16 protein-coding genes are annotated in these 16,877 nt (G+C 70.1%); 9 read left to right on the top strand and 7 right to left on the bottom strand.

What is annotated here, in order from left to right:
• Positions 1-66: 66 nt before the first annotated feature.
• Together OG251_RS28475 and OG251_RS28470 are read right to left on the bottom strand one after the other, a co-directional pair.
• Complete coding sequence (locus OG251_RS28475; RefSeq protein ID WP_326679795.1) at positions 67-1,737, bottom strand: MDR family MFS transporter; 1,671 nt, start codon at positions 1,735-1,737, stop codon at positions 67-69.
• A gap of 36 nt (positions 1,738-1,773) precedes the next feature.
• Positions 1,774-2,490 (bottom strand): mycothiol-dependent nitroreductase Rv2466c family protein, encoded by a 717-nt coding sequence (locus OG251_RS28470; protein ID WP_326679794.1) that lies wholly within the window; start codon positions 2,488-2,490, stop codon positions 1,774-1,776.
• A 284-nt stretch (positions 2,491-2,774) separates the two neighbouring features.
• Between OG251_RS28470 and OG251_RS28465 the strand changes: the two genes are divergently transcribed.
• From OG251_RS28465 to OG251_RS28450, 4 genes are all read left to right on the top strand, one after another.
• Complete coding sequence (locus tag OG251_RS28465; RefSeq protein ID WP_326679793.1) at positions 2,775-3,905, top strand: glycosyltransferase; 1,131 nt, start codon at positions 2,775-2,777, stop codon at positions 3,903-3,905.
• Positions 3,902-4,501, top strand: coding sequence for a dTDP-4-dehydrorhamnose 3,5-epimerase family protein (locus OG251_RS28460; RefSeq protein WP_326679792.1), 600 nt, complete (start codon positions 3,902-3,904; stop codon positions 4,499-4,501). Before OG251_RS28465 ends, OG251_RS28460 begins: the two co-directional genes overlap by 4 nt.
• Positions 4,498-5,631, top strand: coding sequence for a DegT/DnrJ/EryC1/StrS family aminotransferase (locus tag OG251_RS28455; protein ID WP_326679791.1), 1,134 nt, complete (start codon positions 4,498-4,500; stop codon positions 5,629-5,631). The genes OG251_RS28460 and OG251_RS28455 overlap by 4 nt, the downstream gene beginning before the upstream one ends.
• Before the next feature lie 62 nt (positions 5,632-5,693).
• On the top strand, positions 5,694-6,146 hold the full coding sequence (locus tag OG251_RS28450) for a nuclear transport factor 2 family protein (RefSeq protein WP_326679790.1): 453 nt from the start codon (positions 5,694-5,696) through the stop codon (positions 6,144-6,146).
• A 92-nt stretch (positions 6,147-6,238) separates the two neighbouring features.
• On the opposite strand, the gene OG251_RS28445 is transcribed toward OG251_RS28450, so the two are convergent.
• The 3 genes from OG251_RS28445 to rfbA form a co-directional block, all read right to left on the bottom strand.
• Positions 6,239-7,159: an NADP-dependent oxidoreductase gene (locus OG251_RS28445; protein ID WP_326679789.1), complete on the bottom strand. Its 921-nt coding sequence runs from the start codon at positions 7,157-7,159 to the stop codon at positions 6,239-6,241.
• 85 nt (positions 7,160-7,244) lie between these two features.
• A complete protein-coding gene (locus tag OG251_RS28440) occupies positions 7,245-8,411 on the bottom strand; it encodes an acyltransferase family protein (protein WP_326679788.1) in 1,167 nt (388 codons plus the stop codon).
• Between the two features lie 59 nt (positions 8,412-8,470).
• Positions 8,471-9,403 (bottom strand): glucose-1-phosphate thymidylyltransferase RfbA, encoded by a 933-nt coding sequence (gene rfbA / locus OG251_RS28435; protein WP_326679787.1) that lies wholly within the window; start codon positions 9,401-9,403, stop codon positions 8,471-8,473.
• Between the two features lie 330 nt (positions 9,404-9,733).
• Between rfbA and OG251_RS28430 the strand changes: the two genes are divergently transcribed.
• On the top strand, positions 9,734-10,561 hold the full coding sequence (locus OG251_RS28430) for an SDR family NAD(P)-dependent oxidoreductase (RefSeq protein WP_326679786.1): 828 nt from the start codon (positions 9,734-9,736) through the stop codon (positions 10,559-10,561).
• Positions 10,562-10,616: 55 nt separating this feature from the next.
• Here OG251_RS28430 and OG251_RS28425 read toward each other — a convergent pair whose 3' ends face one another.
• Positions 10,617-11,804 (bottom strand): acyltransferase family protein, encoded by a 1,188-nt coding sequence (locus tag OG251_RS28425; protein WP_326679785.1) that lies wholly within the window; start codon positions 11,802-11,804, stop codon positions 10,617-10,619.
• 258 nt (positions 11,805-12,062) lie between these two features.
• Here OG251_RS28425 and OG251_RS28420 point away from each other — a divergent pair, with 258 nt between their 5' ends.
• Together OG251_RS28420 and OG251_RS28415 are read left to right on the top strand one after the other, a co-directional pair.
• Positions 12,063-13,340: a DUF6365 family protein gene (locus OG251_RS28420; protein ID WP_326679784.1), complete on the top strand. Its 1,278-nt coding sequence runs from the start codon at positions 12,063-12,065 to the stop codon at positions 13,338-13,340.
• A gap of 85 nt (positions 13,341-13,425) precedes the next feature.
• A complete protein-coding gene (locus tag OG251_RS28415; RefSeq protein ID WP_326679783.1) occupies positions 13,426-14,067 on the top strand; it encodes a hypothetical protein in 642 nt (213 codons plus the stop codon).
• A gap of 93 nt (positions 14,068-14,160) precedes the next feature.
• Here the strand turns inward: OG251_RS28415 and OG251_RS28410 are convergent, their stop codons facing one another.
• Complete coding sequence (locus OG251_RS28410) at positions 14,161-14,991, bottom strand: SAM-dependent methyltransferase (protein WP_326679782.1); 831 nt, start codon at positions 14,989-14,991, stop codon at positions 14,161-14,163.
• Positions 14,992-15,207: 216 nt separating this feature from the next.
• Between OG251_RS28410 and OG251_RS28405 the strand changes: the two genes are divergently transcribed.
• Entirely contained in the window at positions 15,208-16,353 is a 1,146-nt protein-coding gene (locus OG251_RS28405) for an acyl-CoA dehydrogenase family protein (RefSeq protein ID WP_326679781.1), read from the top strand.
• Between the two features lie 39 nt (positions 16,354-16,392).
• The gene (locus tag OG251_RS28400; RefSeq protein ID WP_326679780.1) at positions 16,393-16,863 is read left to right on the top strand and encodes a nuclear transport factor 2 family protein; all 471 of its coding nucleotides are present in this window, start codon (positions 16,393-16,395) and stop codon (positions 16,861-16,863) included.
• Positions 16,864-16,877 lie beyond the last annotated feature (14 nt).

Below are 16,877 nucleotides of genomic sequence, written 5' to 3'. Positions count from 1 at the left end.
AGCGCCCCACCGGACCCGGTCCGGTGGGGCGCTCGTGCGGGTGATCCCGGCCACGGCCGCGGGGGCTCACTCCGCGGCGGCGAGCCGTTCCCCGGCCCCGTCGCTCTCTTGGGCCGGCGCCTTGGATCCGGCCTTCTCCCTGATCGTGAGCGATACGAGTACCGCGAGGAGGCCGAGACCGCCCAGGACGAGGAAGACCGTGTTGATGCTGCTCCCCATGCCCTCCAGGATCGGGCGCGCGATGCGCGGGTCGAGGGTGTCGAGCACCGCCGTGTTGTCGAGGTCGATGCCCTCGGTGCCGTCGAGCAGCCCGGTGAGCACCTTCTGGTCCGTCGCGCTGGACAGCACCGCCGGGTCGTTCATCGCGGCCCGCAGTTCGGGCGTGTTCCGCACCGAGGCGAAGGAGTCGATGATCCGGCCGGCGGCGATACCGAACATGACCGAGAGGAAGACGGCCGTACCGGAGATCGCGCCGAGCTGCCGCGAGAAGCTGTACAGCCCGCTGGCCACACCCATGTCCCGCGGGGGAACACTGTTCTGGAGGGCCGTGAGGACCGTCTGCATGAAGATGCCGAGCCCCAGGCCCATCGCCACGGCCAGTGCGCCCATGACCCACAGCGAGGTGTCCACGCCGACGGTGCTCAGGACCAGGTAGGTGGCGCTGAGCATGGCCAGTCCGCCGGCCAGCATGAACTTGTAGCGCTCGGTCCTGGCGACGATGGGGCCGGCGAACTTGGCTCCCACGGTGGTCGCCAGCGACTGCGGAAGCAGCAACAGGCCCGCGGTGGTGGGCGACAGCCCCTGCACGATCTGGAGGTAGAGCGGCAGGAACGTCATGGAGGTGAAGGCGCCGATACCGCCGATGAAGTTCACCACGTTCACCCGTGTGAAAGCGCTGTTGCGGAAGAGCCGGGGCGGCATCAGCGCCGCGTCGCCCATCCTGCGCTCCACGAGCAGGAACCACGCCAGGCCGACCGCGCCCAGGACGAACAGCCCCATCGAGAGCGGCGATGTCCAGCCCCACTGCTTGCCCTGTTCGGCGACCAGCAGCAGCGGCACCAGCCCGGCGACCAGCGCGGTGGCCCCCCAGTAGTCGACGCGCTGGGGGATCCGGACGTTCCTGAACGTGAACAGCTTCCCGACGACGACCAGCGTGATCAGGCCGATCGGCAGATTGATGAGAAAGATCCAGCGCCATCCCGCGATACCCAGGAAGCTGTCCAGGCCCGCGAACAGCCCGCCCACGGCCGGGCCCAGGACGCTCGCGATCCCGAAGACCGCGCCGAAGTTCGCCTGGTAGCGCACGCGCTGCTCCGGCGGCAGCATGTCGGCCAGCACGGCCAGGGCGACCGAGCCCAGTCCACCGCCGCCCAGCCCCTGGATGCCGCGGTACAGGGCGAGTTCGTACATCGACTGGGCCATCGCGCAGAGCAGCGAACCCAGCAGGAAGAGCACGATGGCGATCATGTACAGCCGCTTGCGGCCGAAGATGTCGGAGAGTTTTCCGTAGAGCGGCAAGGAAATGGTCGCGGTGATCAGATAGCCGGTGGTGGCCCATGCCTGCAGGGTCTGCCCGTGCAGGTTGTCGGCGACCGTCCGCATCGCGGTGGCCATGATCATGCCGTCGAGTGCGGACATGAAGACCGCGAGCAGGAGCCCCGTCACCACCAGGGTGATGGTCCGCTGAGTGAGCTCGGGGTACTTCGGGTCCTCGGGTGCGGCGACTGACTCAGCCATGGCTGATACATCCCTTCTCGGATCGAGCCATGACGGTCAGAACACCAGCCGCGGCTGCGGGACCGTACGGTCGCCGACCACCTTCATCTCGCCGACCAGCTCCTCGGCCGCGACCAGCCGGAAGCCGTCCCACAGCCGCCCCGCCCGTTCCCCCGCGGGAATCGCGCTGAGCACCGGGCCGAACCAGCCGTTGCCGCCGTTGACGGAGATCACCGGGACACCGATGAGTTCGATCCGCCGGCCGTCGAGCGGGATCGCCGCGTGGGAGTCGCTCAGCGCCCCGTCCCACTGCGTGGAGCGCATCTGTTCCGTCAGATCCGGAGACAGCCCCACCTCGGTGAGCGCCGCGGCGACCGCCCCTTCGGCCTTCCCCAGCACCTCCAGCTGGACCAGCCTGCGGTCCTCGGGCGACAGATCGCGTGCCCGCCCGAAAGTGCCCTCCAGGACACCGCCCGGGGCGTGCAGGCGCGAACCGACCGCGTCGTAGAGCGGTGCCAGGATCTCGTCGCCGCGCAGGGCGTGAGCGGCCGCGATCACCCGTGCCGGGCCCTGCGCGAGCTCGTGGTACCGCGGGTTCACATCCACCTGCCCGGTCCGTGCGCGCATCAGCGCGAGCCCGGTGGGACGGAGGCGCACCGACACCTCACGCACGCTTTCCACCTGGCGTAACCACTGGTACGCGAGCCAGGTCCAGCCGCACAGGGGGTCGAACCAGAAGTCCACCTGGTCGCGGTCGGTGTGTTCAGTCGTCATAGCGCTCTCCTCCGGTTGGTCGGCCGTGGCCGGTAGCCGGTCTCCATTGGGCCACCTCAACCAAACTTGAGGTCAAGTCACGGTTTGGTCTCACGTGCGCGAGGCATCACCGCGCAGGATCCCGGGCCGTGCTGGGGCCTTCCTCGAAGCCCCCTCGAACCGGCACGGGCGGTACGGGCCCCGCCCGCACGGCCGGTCCGTGTCGCGGCATCCTCGACCGTGCTTCGAGCCCGTGTGGCGACGATCGCCGCGACCGCGTCCACCCACGCATCGAAGGTGTACACATGAAGCTTCTGTTCGTCGCCGGGGGCAGTGGCGGCGTCGTCTTCGCCATCACCCCGCTCGCCGTCGCCGCGCGTGTCGCGGGGCATGAGGTCTACGTGGCCGGGCCCCAGAACGTGGCATCGACCGTGACGAGCGCGGGGCTGCCCTTCGTCGCGGTCACCGACCGGACCATGCCCGACTTCCTCGCCGACCGGCAGGGCAACAAGGTCGAGGTGCCCCAGGACCTGCACGAGCGCTTCATCTTCAACGGGCGCATCATGGGCCGGTTCGCCGCCGCCTGTGTACCGGGGCTGCTGGAGCTCGTCGAACGCTGGCGGCCCGATGTGGTCGTCGGCGGCGCGCTGTCCTTCGCGGCACCCGTCATCGCCGGACACCTCGGTGTCCCGTTCGTGCGGCACGCCATCGACATGGGCGAGCCGCGCACCATCGACCTGGCGGCCGCCGCCGAACTCGGCGTGGAACTCGCGCAGCTGGGGCTGCACGACATGCCCCGTCCGGACCTCTTCATCGACATCTGCCCGCCCACCATGCGCCGCGCGGACGCGCCGGCGGCGCAGCTCATGCGGTACGTGCCGTTCGTCACCCAGCGGCAGGTCGAGCCCTGGATGTACACCAGGGGCGACAAGCCGCGGGTGCTGGTCACGGCCGGCAGCCGGGTGACCAAGGAGTTCGACTTCGACATCCTCGTCTCCCTCGGGAACGGCGTCGCCGAGCTGGACGTGGAGCTGCTGATCGCGGCGCCGGAGGCGATCTCGGAAGAGCTCCGCCCGCTGCTCCCCGACAACGTACGGGTCGGCTGGATGCCGCTGGACGTGGTGGGGCGCACCTGTGATCTGTTCGTCCACCACGCGGGCGGCAACACCATGCTCGCCGGTATGGCGTACGGCGTACCGCAGGTGCTCATCCCGTATCTGCCGTACGTGGTCGACTACACCAGCAGGCTGGCGCAGTTCGGCGCCGCGAAGATGCTCACCCCCGAGGAGGACTCGACGGAGAACATCGTCGCCGCCTGCCGTGAGGTGCTGGGCGATCCCTCGTACGCCGGGCGCGCACGGGAGCTTTCCGAGGAGATGGCCGCGCAGCCGAAGCCTTCGGAGGTCGTGGACATCCTCGAGAAGCTCGCTGGATGAGGATCACCGAGCTGGACGTCCCCGGCGCGCTGCTGATCACTCCCACGCCCCATCTCGACGAACGGGGCAGTTTCTTCGAGGGGTTTCGGACCGACGCGCTGCGCGAGGTCACGGGGCGGACGTTCACCGTCGAGCAGATCAACTACTCGGTGTCCCGCGCGCGTACGCTGCGGGGCATCCATGGCGTGACCATTCCGCCGGGGCAGGCGAAGTACGTCACCTGTGTGAGCGGCACGCTGCTCGACATGGTCGTCGACCTGCGGGTCGGCTCGCCGACGTTCGGCCGGCACGCCGTGAACGTCCTGGACGCCCGCGCGGGAACGGCCGTGTATGTCCCCGAAGGTCTCGGCCACGGCTTCCTCGCACTCAGCGACGACGCCTGCATCTGCTACGTCCTGTCCAGCCGGTACGTCCCCGGCACCCAGTTCGAGATCGATCCGCTCGACCCGGAACTCGACCTGCCCTGGGGGCTCACCGGCGCCCCTCTGCTCTCCCCGAAGGACGCCGGCGCCCCCTCGCTGGCCCGGGCGCTGGCCGCAGGAACACTGCCGACCTGGCAGGAAGACATCTTCGATGTGTACGGAGGAATGCGATGATCAATGTTTTCCAGCCGCAGCTGGGCGAGGAGGAACTCGCCGCGGTCAAGGCGGTGTTCGAGAGCAACTGGCTCGGGCACGGCCCCCGGAGCAAGGAGTTCGAGGCGGGTTTCGCCGAGCACATCGGTGTCGGGGCCGAGCACACCGTCTTCATCAACTCCTGCACCGCCGGGCTGTTCCTCGCCGTCGAGCTGCTGGGACTGGGCGAGGGCGACGAGGTCGTCATGCCGTCGATCAGCTTCGTGGCCGCGGCCAACGCCGTCGCCGGCTCGGGCGCCCTGCCCGTCTTCTGCGACGTCGATCCGCGCACCCTCAACCCGACCGTGGAGCACATCGAGGGCGCCCTCACCGAGCGGACCCGGGCGGTCGTCGTCCTGAACTACGGCGGCTACCCGGGCGACATCGCGCGCATCGCCGCGCGCTGCCGCGAACTCGGTATCCCGCTGATCGAGGACGCGGCGTGCGCGGTCGCCTCCCGCGTCGACGGACAGGCCGTCGGCACCTTCGGCGACATCTCCGTGTGGAGCTTCGACGCGATGAAGATCCTGGTCACCGGGGACGGCGGGATGCTGTACGTCAAGGACCCCGAGAAGGCGCGCCAGGCCCGCCGGCTGGCGTACCACGGGCTGGGGCAGTCCAGCGGATTCGCCGGCGCCAGGGTCTCCCACCGCTGGTGGGAGCTGGATGTGCAGGAGTTCGCCCGGCGCGTGATCGGCAATGACCTGACTGCGGCGATCGGCACCGTTCAGCTCGGCAAGCTGCCGGAGTTCGTCCGGCACCGCGCCCGGTCGGTGGAGCTCTACAACAGCGAACTGGCGGGCGTGGAGGGCCTCGTGCTGCCCCCGGCCCTGCCGGAGGGCCACGAGACGTCGCACTACTTCTACTGGGTGCAGATGGACGCCGCCCTGCGGGACGAGGTGGCCGCCGAACTCTACGCCTCCGGCATCTACACGACCTTCCGCTACCCGCCGCTGCACAAGGTCCCCGCCTATGGCTCCAACCTCGTGCTTCCGGACGCCGAGCGGGCCTCGGAGCGCACGCTCTGCCTGCCGCTGCACCACAGCCTCGACGACGCCCAGGTGCGCGAGGTGGCCACCGCGCTCCGCAAGGCCGTCGCCTCCCGGAGCTGACGGCCCGGCCGACGGCCGCACCACGGATTCCCTCTGTTCCCCTCACCGGAAAGGCAGTTCAGATGACCCAGCCGAAGAACTTCACCGCCGACGCCTTCGTCTCCCCGGAGCTCTACACGGAGATACAGCAGTACTACGTCCGCCAGCTGGGCCTGCTCGACCAGACCAGGATCGCGGAGTGGGCCGAGCTGTTCACCGAGGACGCCGTGTTCGACCAGATCACCGGTGTCGCGCTGCAGGGGCGTGACGTCATCCGCAAGCAGGTTCTCGCCCGTGCCGACGAGGTCGTGGAGAAGGGCCTGGACTTCTTCCGGCACTGGCTCGGCATGCTCGACGTGCGGCCCCAGGACGACGGCAGTCTGCATGTGCGCGCCTATTCGCTGGCAATGCACACGCCGACCGGCGGCGCGCTGAACATCCACGCGAGCGTCGTCATGGAGGACGTCCTGGTGAAGCGGGACGGCGGATGGAAGGTGTCCCACCGCAACCTCACCCTGGACGGCCGCGCGGCCTGACCCGACCGAGGGCAGGAATGAGGGGATGGCTCCCGCGGGAGCCATCCCCTCACCCGTTGCCGTCCTCACCTCTCGGACGTCACCGCGGCGACTCAGCCGATGGAGATGACGACCTTGCCCCGGCCGTGGCCGCTCTCGACGTCACGGTGCGCGTCGGCCGCCCGGTCCAGCGGGTAGACCTCGCGCAGGTGGACCGTGAGCTCGCCGCGGTCGTAACGCTCCACCATGCCCGCGAGCCGCTCCGCGGTGCGCTCACCGCGCACCACCTGGACGCCCAGCTCCTCGTGGAGGTGGTAGGCGACCATGGTGCCGATCCGCTTCCGGTCCTCGACCAGCTCGACCGAGGCGCGCAGGGCCTCCTCGCCGGCCAGGTCGAGGGCGGCGTCCACACCCTGGGGCGCGGCGGCCCGCACCCGGTCCACGACGCCTTCCCCGTACGCCACCGGGATGGCGCCGAGGGAACGCAGGTACTCGTGGTTGGGCTCGCTCGCGGTCGCGATGACCGCGGCCGCGCCCAGCCGCTTCGCGAGCTGGATGGTGAGGGTGCCGAGGCCACCGGAGGCACCGTGGATGAGCAGGGTGTCCCCCTCCCCGACCGCGAGGACCTCCATGGCGAGCGCGGCGCCCTGTGCGTTGCCGGGGAAGCCGCCCGCGGCCTCCCAGGTCATGCCCGCGGGCTTGCGCACGATCTGGTCGGCGCCGACGGCCAGGTACTCGGCGTAGCACTTGAGCATGCTGAAGCCGAGCACCTCGTCGCCCACGGCGAATCCGGTGACTCCCTCGCCGATCTCGTCGATGACTCCGGCGAACTCATTGCCGGGGATCTCGGGGAAGTTCATCGTGTACCCGGCCGGGGTCCAGCCGGCGCGTACCGCGGGGTCGTACGGCATGACGCCGGCTGCCTTGACGTTCACCCGCACCTGGCCGGGACCGGCCTGCGGCGCGTCCAGTTCGGTCGTGCGCAGGACATCCGCGGTCCCGAACTCTGCGAACGCTGCGGCTTTCATCTTCATACGAACTCCTCCAACTTGTATCCGGCCGTGGGGGCCGGACATTTCTTGATGCGCGCCCCGGCGAGGGGGCGGGGGTGCCGTCGGTTCACTGCTTGTGCGAATCGACGAGCGGGAGCCGCTCGTCCGTCGCGTCGGGTGAGCGGCGCGTACGGGACCAGCGGAGCATTGCGGGGATCTCGACGAGCCGGTACAGCAGCCAGGCGAGGCCGAGGGCGATGACGAAGGAGAGCGCCACGATGCCGAGCGCCGGGAGCAGCTCCCACTGGCGGCCGGAACCGAACTTCATGGGACCGTAGTAGAGGACCAGCATGTGCACCATGTAGAAGGCGAAGGAGATCTCCCCGAGCCACACCATCGGGCGGCTGGCGAAGAAGCCCTCCCGGCCCGCCACATCGGCCGTGGCGGCACTGGCCACCACCAGCGCGAGCGGGATGACGCAGGGAACGACCATGTCGAAGGGGCTGGGCAGCCACAGGGTGACCAGGTATCCGGGCACCACGGTGAGAAGGGCGAGCGGCAGCGGCAGCCGGAGGTAGCGGCCGGTCATCACGATCCGTGCCATCACCATGCCGATCACGAACTCGAAGACGCGGCTCGGCGGGAGGAAGTTGACGAACCAGTACTTCCACCAGGAGACGTCGTAGAGATCGACCCTGGGGTTGTCGGGCAGCAGGGTCGCGATGAACGGGATCGCCACGATCCCGGCGAAGAGCATCCCGGCCCACAGCCACAGCCGCTCCGGCCGTATCCGGTTGACCAGCACGAGCAGCCAGGGGAAGGAGAGGTAGAAGATCAGTTCCACGGCGATCGACCAGCTCGGCCCGTTGATCCCCACGACGACGGTGAAGTCGGGGAACCAGGGCTTGATGAGCAGAAGGCTGGGGATCGCCGCCTTGGCGGTGAGCGCCACACCGGCTCCGGCCATCAGGATCAGGCCGGCCAGCCAGGTCACGAGGTGGTTGGGGAGGATCTTCACCATCCGGCGGCGCCAGAAGCCGCGCCAGTGGTCACCCGGGCGCGCGGACCAGGTGAGGACGAAGCCGCTGAGGATGAAGAAGAACTGCACTCCGATGAAGCCGAGCGTGGAGACGTACTCCGCCAGCGCCTCGTTCACGCCCTCGCCGGGGAAGATCCAGGACAGCGAGATGTGGGTCGCGAACACCAGCATGGCCGCCACCCACCGCATGCCGGTGAGCGCGGGCAGCGTGGCGGGTCTCCGTGGGAGGGTTCCGGTCCGGTCGTGGTCTGCCATGCCGAATTCCTTTGATTCGCGGGCGGGTTCGGGCCGTTCGCGGGCGGTGTCAGGGAGGCTCATACGGCGAGTGCCCTGATCCCGTACTCGGAGGACCGCTCTCCGCGTCCTCCGCCCGCGGCACGTACCGCCTCGGCCACGGACACGATGTACTGGCCGTATCCGGACTTCGCCAGGCCGACGCCGAGCCGGTGACACTGGTCCGCGTCGATGAATCCCATGCGCAGCGCCACCTCCTCGATACAGGCGATGCGCAGTCCCTGCCTGCGCTCCAGGATCTGGATGTACTGGGACGCCTCCAGGAGGGAGTCGTGCGTCCCGGTGTCCAGCCAGGTGAACCCCCGGCCGAGGTCGACCAGCGCGGCCTTGCCCCGCTCCAGGTAGTGGCGGTTCACATCGGTGATCTCCAGCTCCCCGCGCGCCGACGGGCGCAGGTCCCTGGCGATGGCGACCACGTCGTTGTCGTAGAAGTACAGCCCGGTGATGGCGCGGTTGGACGCCGGACGCCGCGGCTTCTCCTCGATGGAGAGCAGCCGGCCGAACTCGTCGGCCTCGGCGATCCCGTACCGCTCGGGGTCCTTGACCGGATAGCCGAACAGCAGACACCCGTCGGTGTGCGGCACATGGCTGCGCAGCAGCCCGGAGAAACCGGGGCCGTGGAAGATGTTGTCGCCCAGCACGAGCGCGACCGGGCCGGAGCCGATGTGCCGTGCCCCGATGACGAACGCCTCGGCCAGCCCGCGCGGTTCCGGCTGCTGCGCGTAACTCAGCTCGATTCCGAGGGAGTTGCCGTCGCCGAGCAGCCTGCGGAAGTGCGGCAGGTCCTCGGGGGTGCTGATGATGAGGATGTCCCGGATACCGGCCAGCATGAGGACCGACAGCGGGTAGTAGATCATCGGCTTGTCGTACACAGGCAGCAGTTGCTTCGAGAGACCGAGGGTGATCGGGTGCAGTCGCGTCCCGCTACCGCCGGCCAGGATGATTCCCTTCAAGCTGGCACCTCGCTCACGTGGCGCGTCCCCCGCATCGGGAGAACGCGCTCGTTGACTCATGACGGCCCGAGACTGCGGTACGGCGGTGGAGGCTTCCTCGAACCGGCATCGCGGACTCCGTTCTCCGCGTTCGGGTGCGGCGTCGCGGGACAGCGACCGTCGAAGACTCTCGCGGCTCACTCGAAGCCGGCTCGAAGCCCGCTCGTGGCGCCGCCCGAGCGGGCCTCCACCGGTGCTCGATTCCGACGGGCGAGAGTCGCCCCGCGCGCGATCCGGCGGCAGGCACCGCCCGACGCGCCGCCTTCCCGTCCCCTGATGCCGGAGTCGATCATGGATCTCTCGAACCAGACAGCGTTGGTGACCGGAGGGGGGCGCGGCATCGGAAGGGAGATCGCCGTCGCCCTCGCCTCCGCCGGGGCCCGGGTCACGGTGATCGCCCGCGATCACGCCCAACTGGAGCGGACGGCCGCCCTCGCCGACCCCGGTGGCGCACGGGTGCACACCGCCGTCGCGGACGTCACCGATGAGCAGGCCGTCGGCCGCGCGGTCGCCGAGGCCCACGAGCGCTTCGGCCCGGCGACCCTGCTGGTGAACAACGCGGGCGGTTACGCCCCCGACGAGCCCCCGCTGTGGGAGGCGGACCTCGGCGCGTGGTGGCGGACCGTGGAGATCAACCTCTTCGGGACGCTGGTGTGCAGCAGGGCCGTGCTGCCCGCGATGCTCGCCGCCGGGGGCGGCCGGATCATCAGTGTCGGCAGCGACGGCGGGGTGATCCCCATGCCGCTGAACTCCTACAACCTGAGCAAGAACGCCGTGGTCCGCCTGACGGAGTCGCTCTCCATCGCGCTGGCCGAGCAGGGCGCTGCCGTCCGGACGTTCGCCATCAACCCCGGGCTCGTCCGTACCTCGATGACGGAGCAGTTCGTCGACCGGTATCCGGATACCTCCTGGACTCCCGTCGAGCTGAGCGGGGACCTGGTCACCAAGCTGGCCTCCGGGGCCTACGACGCGCTCGCGGGCCGCTACCTCTCCGCGGAGGACGATCTGGATCTGCTGATGTCGCGGATCAAGGAGATCGAACAGGAAGACCTCTATGTACAGCGGCTGCGCAGGTTCGCACCCGACGGAAGCGTCGAGTCGATCCACTGGCCGGAATGACACGCGCGCTGCTCCCGGCCCGGATGGCCGGGAGCAGCACCCTTCGTCGGGACGGCTATCCGCCGTGCGGGACCGCGGACTCGCGCTCAGGACGTTCGCCGTCCTTCGGCGCGGCCTCTCCCCCGGTGCCTCCCGCGGGCGGGGTGCGCCTCCCTCGTGCGGAACGGCCGAACCGGCGCATGACGGGCTGCTCGACCAGATCGTGCAGCAGCCACGCCAGGACCAGCGTCACCAGCAGCGACAGCGCCACGACCCCGGTGGCCGCCGCGGTGCTCCACTGCTCCTTCTCGAACGCCCCGGTCAGCCGGGTCAGCACCATGTGGTGCCACAGGTAGAAGGCGAAGGAGATCTCGCCCAGCCGGACCATCACTCTGCCGCGCAGGGGTGAGGGGGTTCCGCGTACGTCGGCCACCGCGCCGGCCCCGATCAGCAGGGCCAGGGGCACGATGGTCGCCGCCGCGAACACGAACAGGACCGGGACGTAGAGCGAGAGCGCGTAGCCCGCCGCCATCGCGACCGTCGCGCCGATCAGACCCGGCCCCACCCAGCGGCCCTCCCGCACGATGCGTGCCATCAGGACGCCGAGGACGAACTCGAGCATGCGGGTCAGGGGAAACACGTAGACGAACCAGAACTGCCAGGCGGGGTTGGGTGCCCAGGGCAGATACGGGCGCTCCGGCAGCAGCCCGGCCGCGAACGGCAGACAGATCACCACCGCCGCCAGCCCGGCCGCCCAGTACCACAGGTGGTGCGGCGATATCCGGGCGATCAGCCTGCGCCACAGCGGGAACGAGGCGTAGAACAGCAGCTCGCAGGAGAGCGACCAGCTCACCGGGTTGCCGCCCATGGAGATCGTGGGGTCGGACCACCACGACTGGATCAGCAGCGCCCCCGGTACCACCCCGGTGACCTCCGCTCCCGCCCACAGGGCCAGCAGGAGTGCCGCCGCCAGTGTGACCAGGTGGTTGGGGTAGATCTTCAGCAGCCGCCGGCGCCAGAAGCGGCGCACCGTGTCACCGGGCTTGGCCGACCAGGCCAGGACGAACCCGCTGAGCACGAAGAAGAACGAAACCCCGACCCAGCCGAGGTTGCTCACCAGCCGGCCCCCGGACTCCCCGAAGAGCTGGGCCGGGAAGGTCTCCCAGACGGCGTGGTAGACGAAGACGGAGAGGGCGGCCAGCCACCGCATCCCCGTGAGTGTGGGAAGGCGTTCTCCCGCGGACCGGATCTCAGCCGTGCTCATAAAAACCTTCCATGCGGTGGGACATCTCCGCGGCGGGCCCGGTGGGGGTGGCGAAAACCCGTCGTCGGAGAGGACAGGGCCAGCCTGACCGCCGTGGCTCGATTCCTACTCGTGGCCGCTCCCAAACGTCTGTCCACCAACTCTCCAGTCCCCGTCCAGCGCGCTTAGAGCCATCGTGTGCAGGGTGTGCACCGCAGAGCAGGGCGGTTCGCCGGCACCGGCCGGACACCGCCTCGATACCGTCAACGGGGGCGTGTCATGCGGCTGTTGTTTCTCGCGACCGTGGTCAAGGAGCACCACGAGGCGACCGTCGGTATCGACCTCGCCAACCAGCTCCGAAGCGCCGGCGTGGAGAGTCACTTCATCGTCGACACCTACAACGAACAGCAGGTGCGGGCCGCGGGCTACGCCCACACGATCGTCTCGCCCACCATGGACGCCGGCATCCTCGACGTACTGCGCGGGGTCGTTGGGGAGTTCCGGCCGGACGCGATCGTGCTGAGCGACTATGTCGCGCACTGGGTCGCGTTCACCTACGCCTACCGGACGGACCCGTGGTGCGTGGAGGAGTTCGGCCTGCCGGTCATTCCGCTGGACCTGTACGAGCTGGCGAACACCGACTTCGAGCTGGAGATCCTGGGCCGCCCCGTACGGGCGGACGACCGGATCCTGTCCATGCCCGCGCATCTGCGGCCGGTCCCCGTGGCCCGGCCGGAACCGGCCCCCGGTGACGGCCAGGCCCTGCCCTACCGGCTGAGCCGGACGATCGGGCCGGCTCCGGCCGCCGAACGGGAGCGGATACGCGGCCCGCTCGGACTGTCCGACGACGAACGTCTCCTCGTGGTCCCCACCATGGACTGGCAGCGGATCATCGCGGCCAAGGGCGACCGGATCACCAGGGAGCTGGGCAGCCGGGTGCCGGAGCTGATCGCCGGTTATCTCGGGAAGCTGCCCGAGCGCACCCACTTCCTGCTGCTCGGACCGGAGTGGGAGGCGTTCCGGCGGCTGCCCCCGGAGCGGACCCACCTGGTGCCGTCCTACAGCCCCGCGGAACACGACGACTGGGTCCGTTCCGCGGACGGGGTGATGGCCTTCCACCTCCCCTCCCCCGCACTGGAGCGGTCCGTCTTCGCCGATGTCCCGGGTCTCTACGCGGTCAACGGGATCGAGGTGGCGCCCGGCGCCGGCCGCACGGTGCTCACGGACGCGCTGGGCGGAGTCTCCGGGCAGGTGGCGGAATGGCTGGACGCGTTCCCGCTGCCCCTGCCCGAATTCCATCTGTGGCCGCTGCGGTGGAACTCCATCTACCGGCCGCTGTACGCAGGCAATCCCTTCGCGGACGCGGTCGCGCACGCCGAGATCCTCGACGAGCCCTCGGTCGTCGGCCGGCTGGAGGAGCTGCTGTACGACACCGCCGCCCAGGACCGTCTGGCGACGGCACGCGACGGATACCGGCGGCAGATCGACGCCCTGCCCGACACCGTCGAGGTCTTCTCCGAGGCCGCCCGGCGATCCGGGCTGAGCGACCTGTCCTGACCGCCCGGCGCCCACGCCCGGCCGTCACCTCCTTCCACTTTCCTTCCCATCACACCGAACCCCAGCACTCGAACGGGAGTACCCCATGCCCATTTCCCTGACCTCCAAGGCCACGTGGACGCGAAGACTGCTCGCCACCGCCGCCGCGTCCACCGCCCTGTGGACGATGTCGACGACCGTCGCCGGCGCCACCACCACGACCGTCCCCTACCTCTGCCGCAGCGCCGAAGGCACCGGCGCCTGGGAGCCCTACACCGGCCCCCGCGGCTTCGACGTGACCGCACCCGCCACGGTCTCCCCGAACCAGACGTTCACCATCGCCTTCGACACCTCCGCCAACCTCGCGAACCCGACCTACGCCGCGGAGGTGCGGGACGTGAAGCTGGTCTACCGGCTCCCGCAGAACGCGGTCATCCAGAGCTACCAGCTGACCGGGGGCAACGGCCTCGGCACCGCCCAGGTGAAGGTGAAGGCCAACGGGCACGAGCTGTCGGTGGTGACGGCGGGACCGCTGACCACCAGCACCACCCTCGATCTGCCCAACCTGGAGGTCACTCTGACCGCTCCCGCCTCCGGCACGCTCGTCAGCAAGGTGGGCGGCACGTCGTTCACCAATCCCGGCTACGCGTTCCGCTTCCTCGGCATACCGAGCAACGCGTGGGGCCAGGCCCAGTGCTACCCGGACCCCGCCGGGGGGACCACCCTGAGCACGATCACCGTCGTCTGACCGGCGACCGGCCGAAGGGGCCGGCGTCCCGATCCTCATGGATCGGGACGCCGGCCCCTTCTTCGGGCCGGGCCCTCGCACCGGACCGCCGGATCAGGCCTTCGGGTTCCTGGCCACGGCGATCAGGTAGCCGAGCACATCGCGCTCCAGGACACCCACCCTGGTGACCATGGCCTTGAACTCGTCGGCGTACTCCTGTCCGGCCTTCTCGGCGATGACCGGGGCGTTCTTCTCCAGCTGCTGGGGAATCCTGGCGGCGGAGATGCGCAGCTGCCCGGTCGCGTCCTCGAACCGCTCCACGGACAGTCCCGCCGTACCGAGCATCGTGCGGTACTCCTCGGCGGTCGGGAGCGCGTCGACGGTGAAGCCCTCCTTCAGCGCCGTGCGCTGCTCGGCGCTCAGTTCGGTGCGCTCCACGTAGTCGGAGAGCACGAACGTACCGCCGGGCACCAGCACCCGCTGGATCTCCCGCAGCGCCTGCTCACGGTCGGACATGTACATCACCGACTCCACGGCCCAGACGTGCTCGAAGGAGTTGTCCGGGTAGGGCAGGTTCATTCCGTCGGCCTGCTGGAAGACCACCCGGTCCGAAAGACCGGCCTCGGCGGCGAGCGTCGTCGCCTGCTCGACCTGCTTCGCGCTGATGTTGATCCCGGTGACATGGGCGCCGCTGATCTGCGCGGCCCGGACGGCGGGACGGCCGAAGCCGCATCCCACGTCCAGCATCCGGTCGCCCTCGCCGAGACCGCACGCCTCGGCCAGCACATCGATCAGCCGGTCCTTGGGCTCGGTCTCCTCGTCCCCACCGTCGAACCAGCCGATGTGCAGATTGAAGGCGGCGGTCCCGAACAGCTCGTAGAGCCAGTTCCGGTCGTCGAAGTACTCGCCTACCTCGTCGGCGCTCTTCGCTGCGTACTGCGACATGCAGGACTCCTCGTCTCGGTGGTCGTACCTGGCCGTGGCCCACCCTGTTGCGCCTCGCTCGAAGGCTCCTCGTGCCGGTGTCGAGGCGGTCACGCCCCCTCTTCCGCGCGGCCCGGGAGCGACGGCGGGCATCGAGCGCTCCTCCAGCCGGGCTGGATCGGGGGCGGGCACCTTGTGCAACGCCTCAGTGCCACGACGAGTGAGGAAGTGGGTCGCATGCCGGGCCAGCCGACTACAACCACCGATCTGCCGACCAGGGCGCAGCGGCTCGCGGCCGTGGCCACCCGCCACGCCGCCGGGGCGGACCGTGACGGAGTGCTGCACAGGGACGTCCTGGAGGGCATCCTCGACGCGGGCTTCGCCCGGCACTTCGTCCCCCGGGAGTGGGGCGGAGTGGCCGGCCGGACCAGCGATCTGCTGCACGCCGCCGCCGCGCTCGGCGAGGGCTGCGCCTCGGCGGCCTGGACCGCGTCCGTGATCGCGGGCGCCGCGCGGATGGGTGCCTATCTGCCCGAGCAGGGACAGCGGGACCTCTGGGCCAAGGGCGCGGACACCGTCGTGGTGGGCGCCCTGATGCCCCGGGGCAGTGCGACGAGCACGGACGGCGGCTGGCGGCTGAGCGGCCGGTGGGAGTTCACCAGTGGCGTGGGCTTCTCCGACTGGGCGCTGGTGTGCGCGACGGCGTCCGGCGAGCACGGCCCGGAGGCATGGTTCTTCGCGCTGCCCCGCCGGGAGTACACGGTGGCGGAGAGCTGGGACGCCGTGGGGATGCGCGGCACCGCCAGCGACACCCTGGTCGCCGACGACGTGTTCGTACCGGCGCACCGCGGATTCTCCCGCGGGCTGGTGATGGCCGGGCGCAGCACGGTTTCGGCGGCCCCCTGTCACACGGCGCCGCTGCGGCTGGTGAGCGGTCTGCTGTTCGGCGCCCCCGCGCTGGGCGCGGCACGGCACGCGCTGCGGATCTGGTCCCGCCACACGGCTCCCGGTGCCCGGCCCGTCGAGGCCGATCCGCTGACCCGGCTGACCCTGACACGCGCCGCCACCGGCATCGACGGGGCCGCGCTGCTGCTGGAACGGGCCGCCGGCGTCGCCGATTCCGGCACGGCGACGACCACCGACGCGCTGCGCAACCCGGTGGACTGCGCCGTGGCGGTGGAGAAGCTCGTCGACACCGTCGAACTGCTGTACCGCACGATCGGCAGCACCGGGCAGCTCGCCTCGAACCCCCTCCAGCGCGTCTGGCGGGACGCCCACACCCTCGCGAGCCATGTGGCACTCCGCTTCGATCCCGCGGCCACGGCCTACGGGGACCACCTTCTGGCCCAGGCCCGGGAGCCGGCGGCACAACGGAGCAGCTGACCCGGGCGATCTCCTCCTGACAGACGAAAGGCAACCGGAATGACGAGTACGCAGGCCGAAACCACGGCAGCGGGCCCCAAGGGCTATGTGTCCGCCGAGGTCTACGCACAGGTGCAGCAGTTCTACGCCCGTCAGATGGGCCTCATCGACGACGGCAAGCCCGACGAGTGGGCCGGGACCTTCACCGAGGACGCGGTCTTCGAGGAGGCCGGCCGGCTGGACGAGCCGGTACGGGGCAGGGAGGCCATCCGGCTCTCCAGCCGGGCCAGGCAGGAGCGGCTCGACCGGGACAAGATCGATTTCCGGCACTGGCTGAGCATGCTCGACGTCAGCCCGCAGGACGACGGCAGCCTGCACGCCCGTACGTACGCGCTGGCGATGCGCACGCCGCGCGGCGGCCCGCTGGACGTCTTCGCCAGTGTGCTCTGCCGGGACCACCTGGTCGTGGTGGACGGGGACTGGCAGGTGCGCCACCGCAATCTGCGCCACGACGGCTCGGCCCAAGACTGATCGACGAGGAGTCA

Origin of the sequence: Streptomyces sp. NBC_01237, assembly GCF_035917275.1 — a bacterium.
In the GTDB taxonomy this organism is placed as follows: domain Bacteria; phylum Actinomycetota; class Actinomycetes; order Streptomycetales; family Streptomycetaceae; genus Streptomyces.
This window is presented reverse-complemented; position numbering and strand designations above follow the sequence as displayed.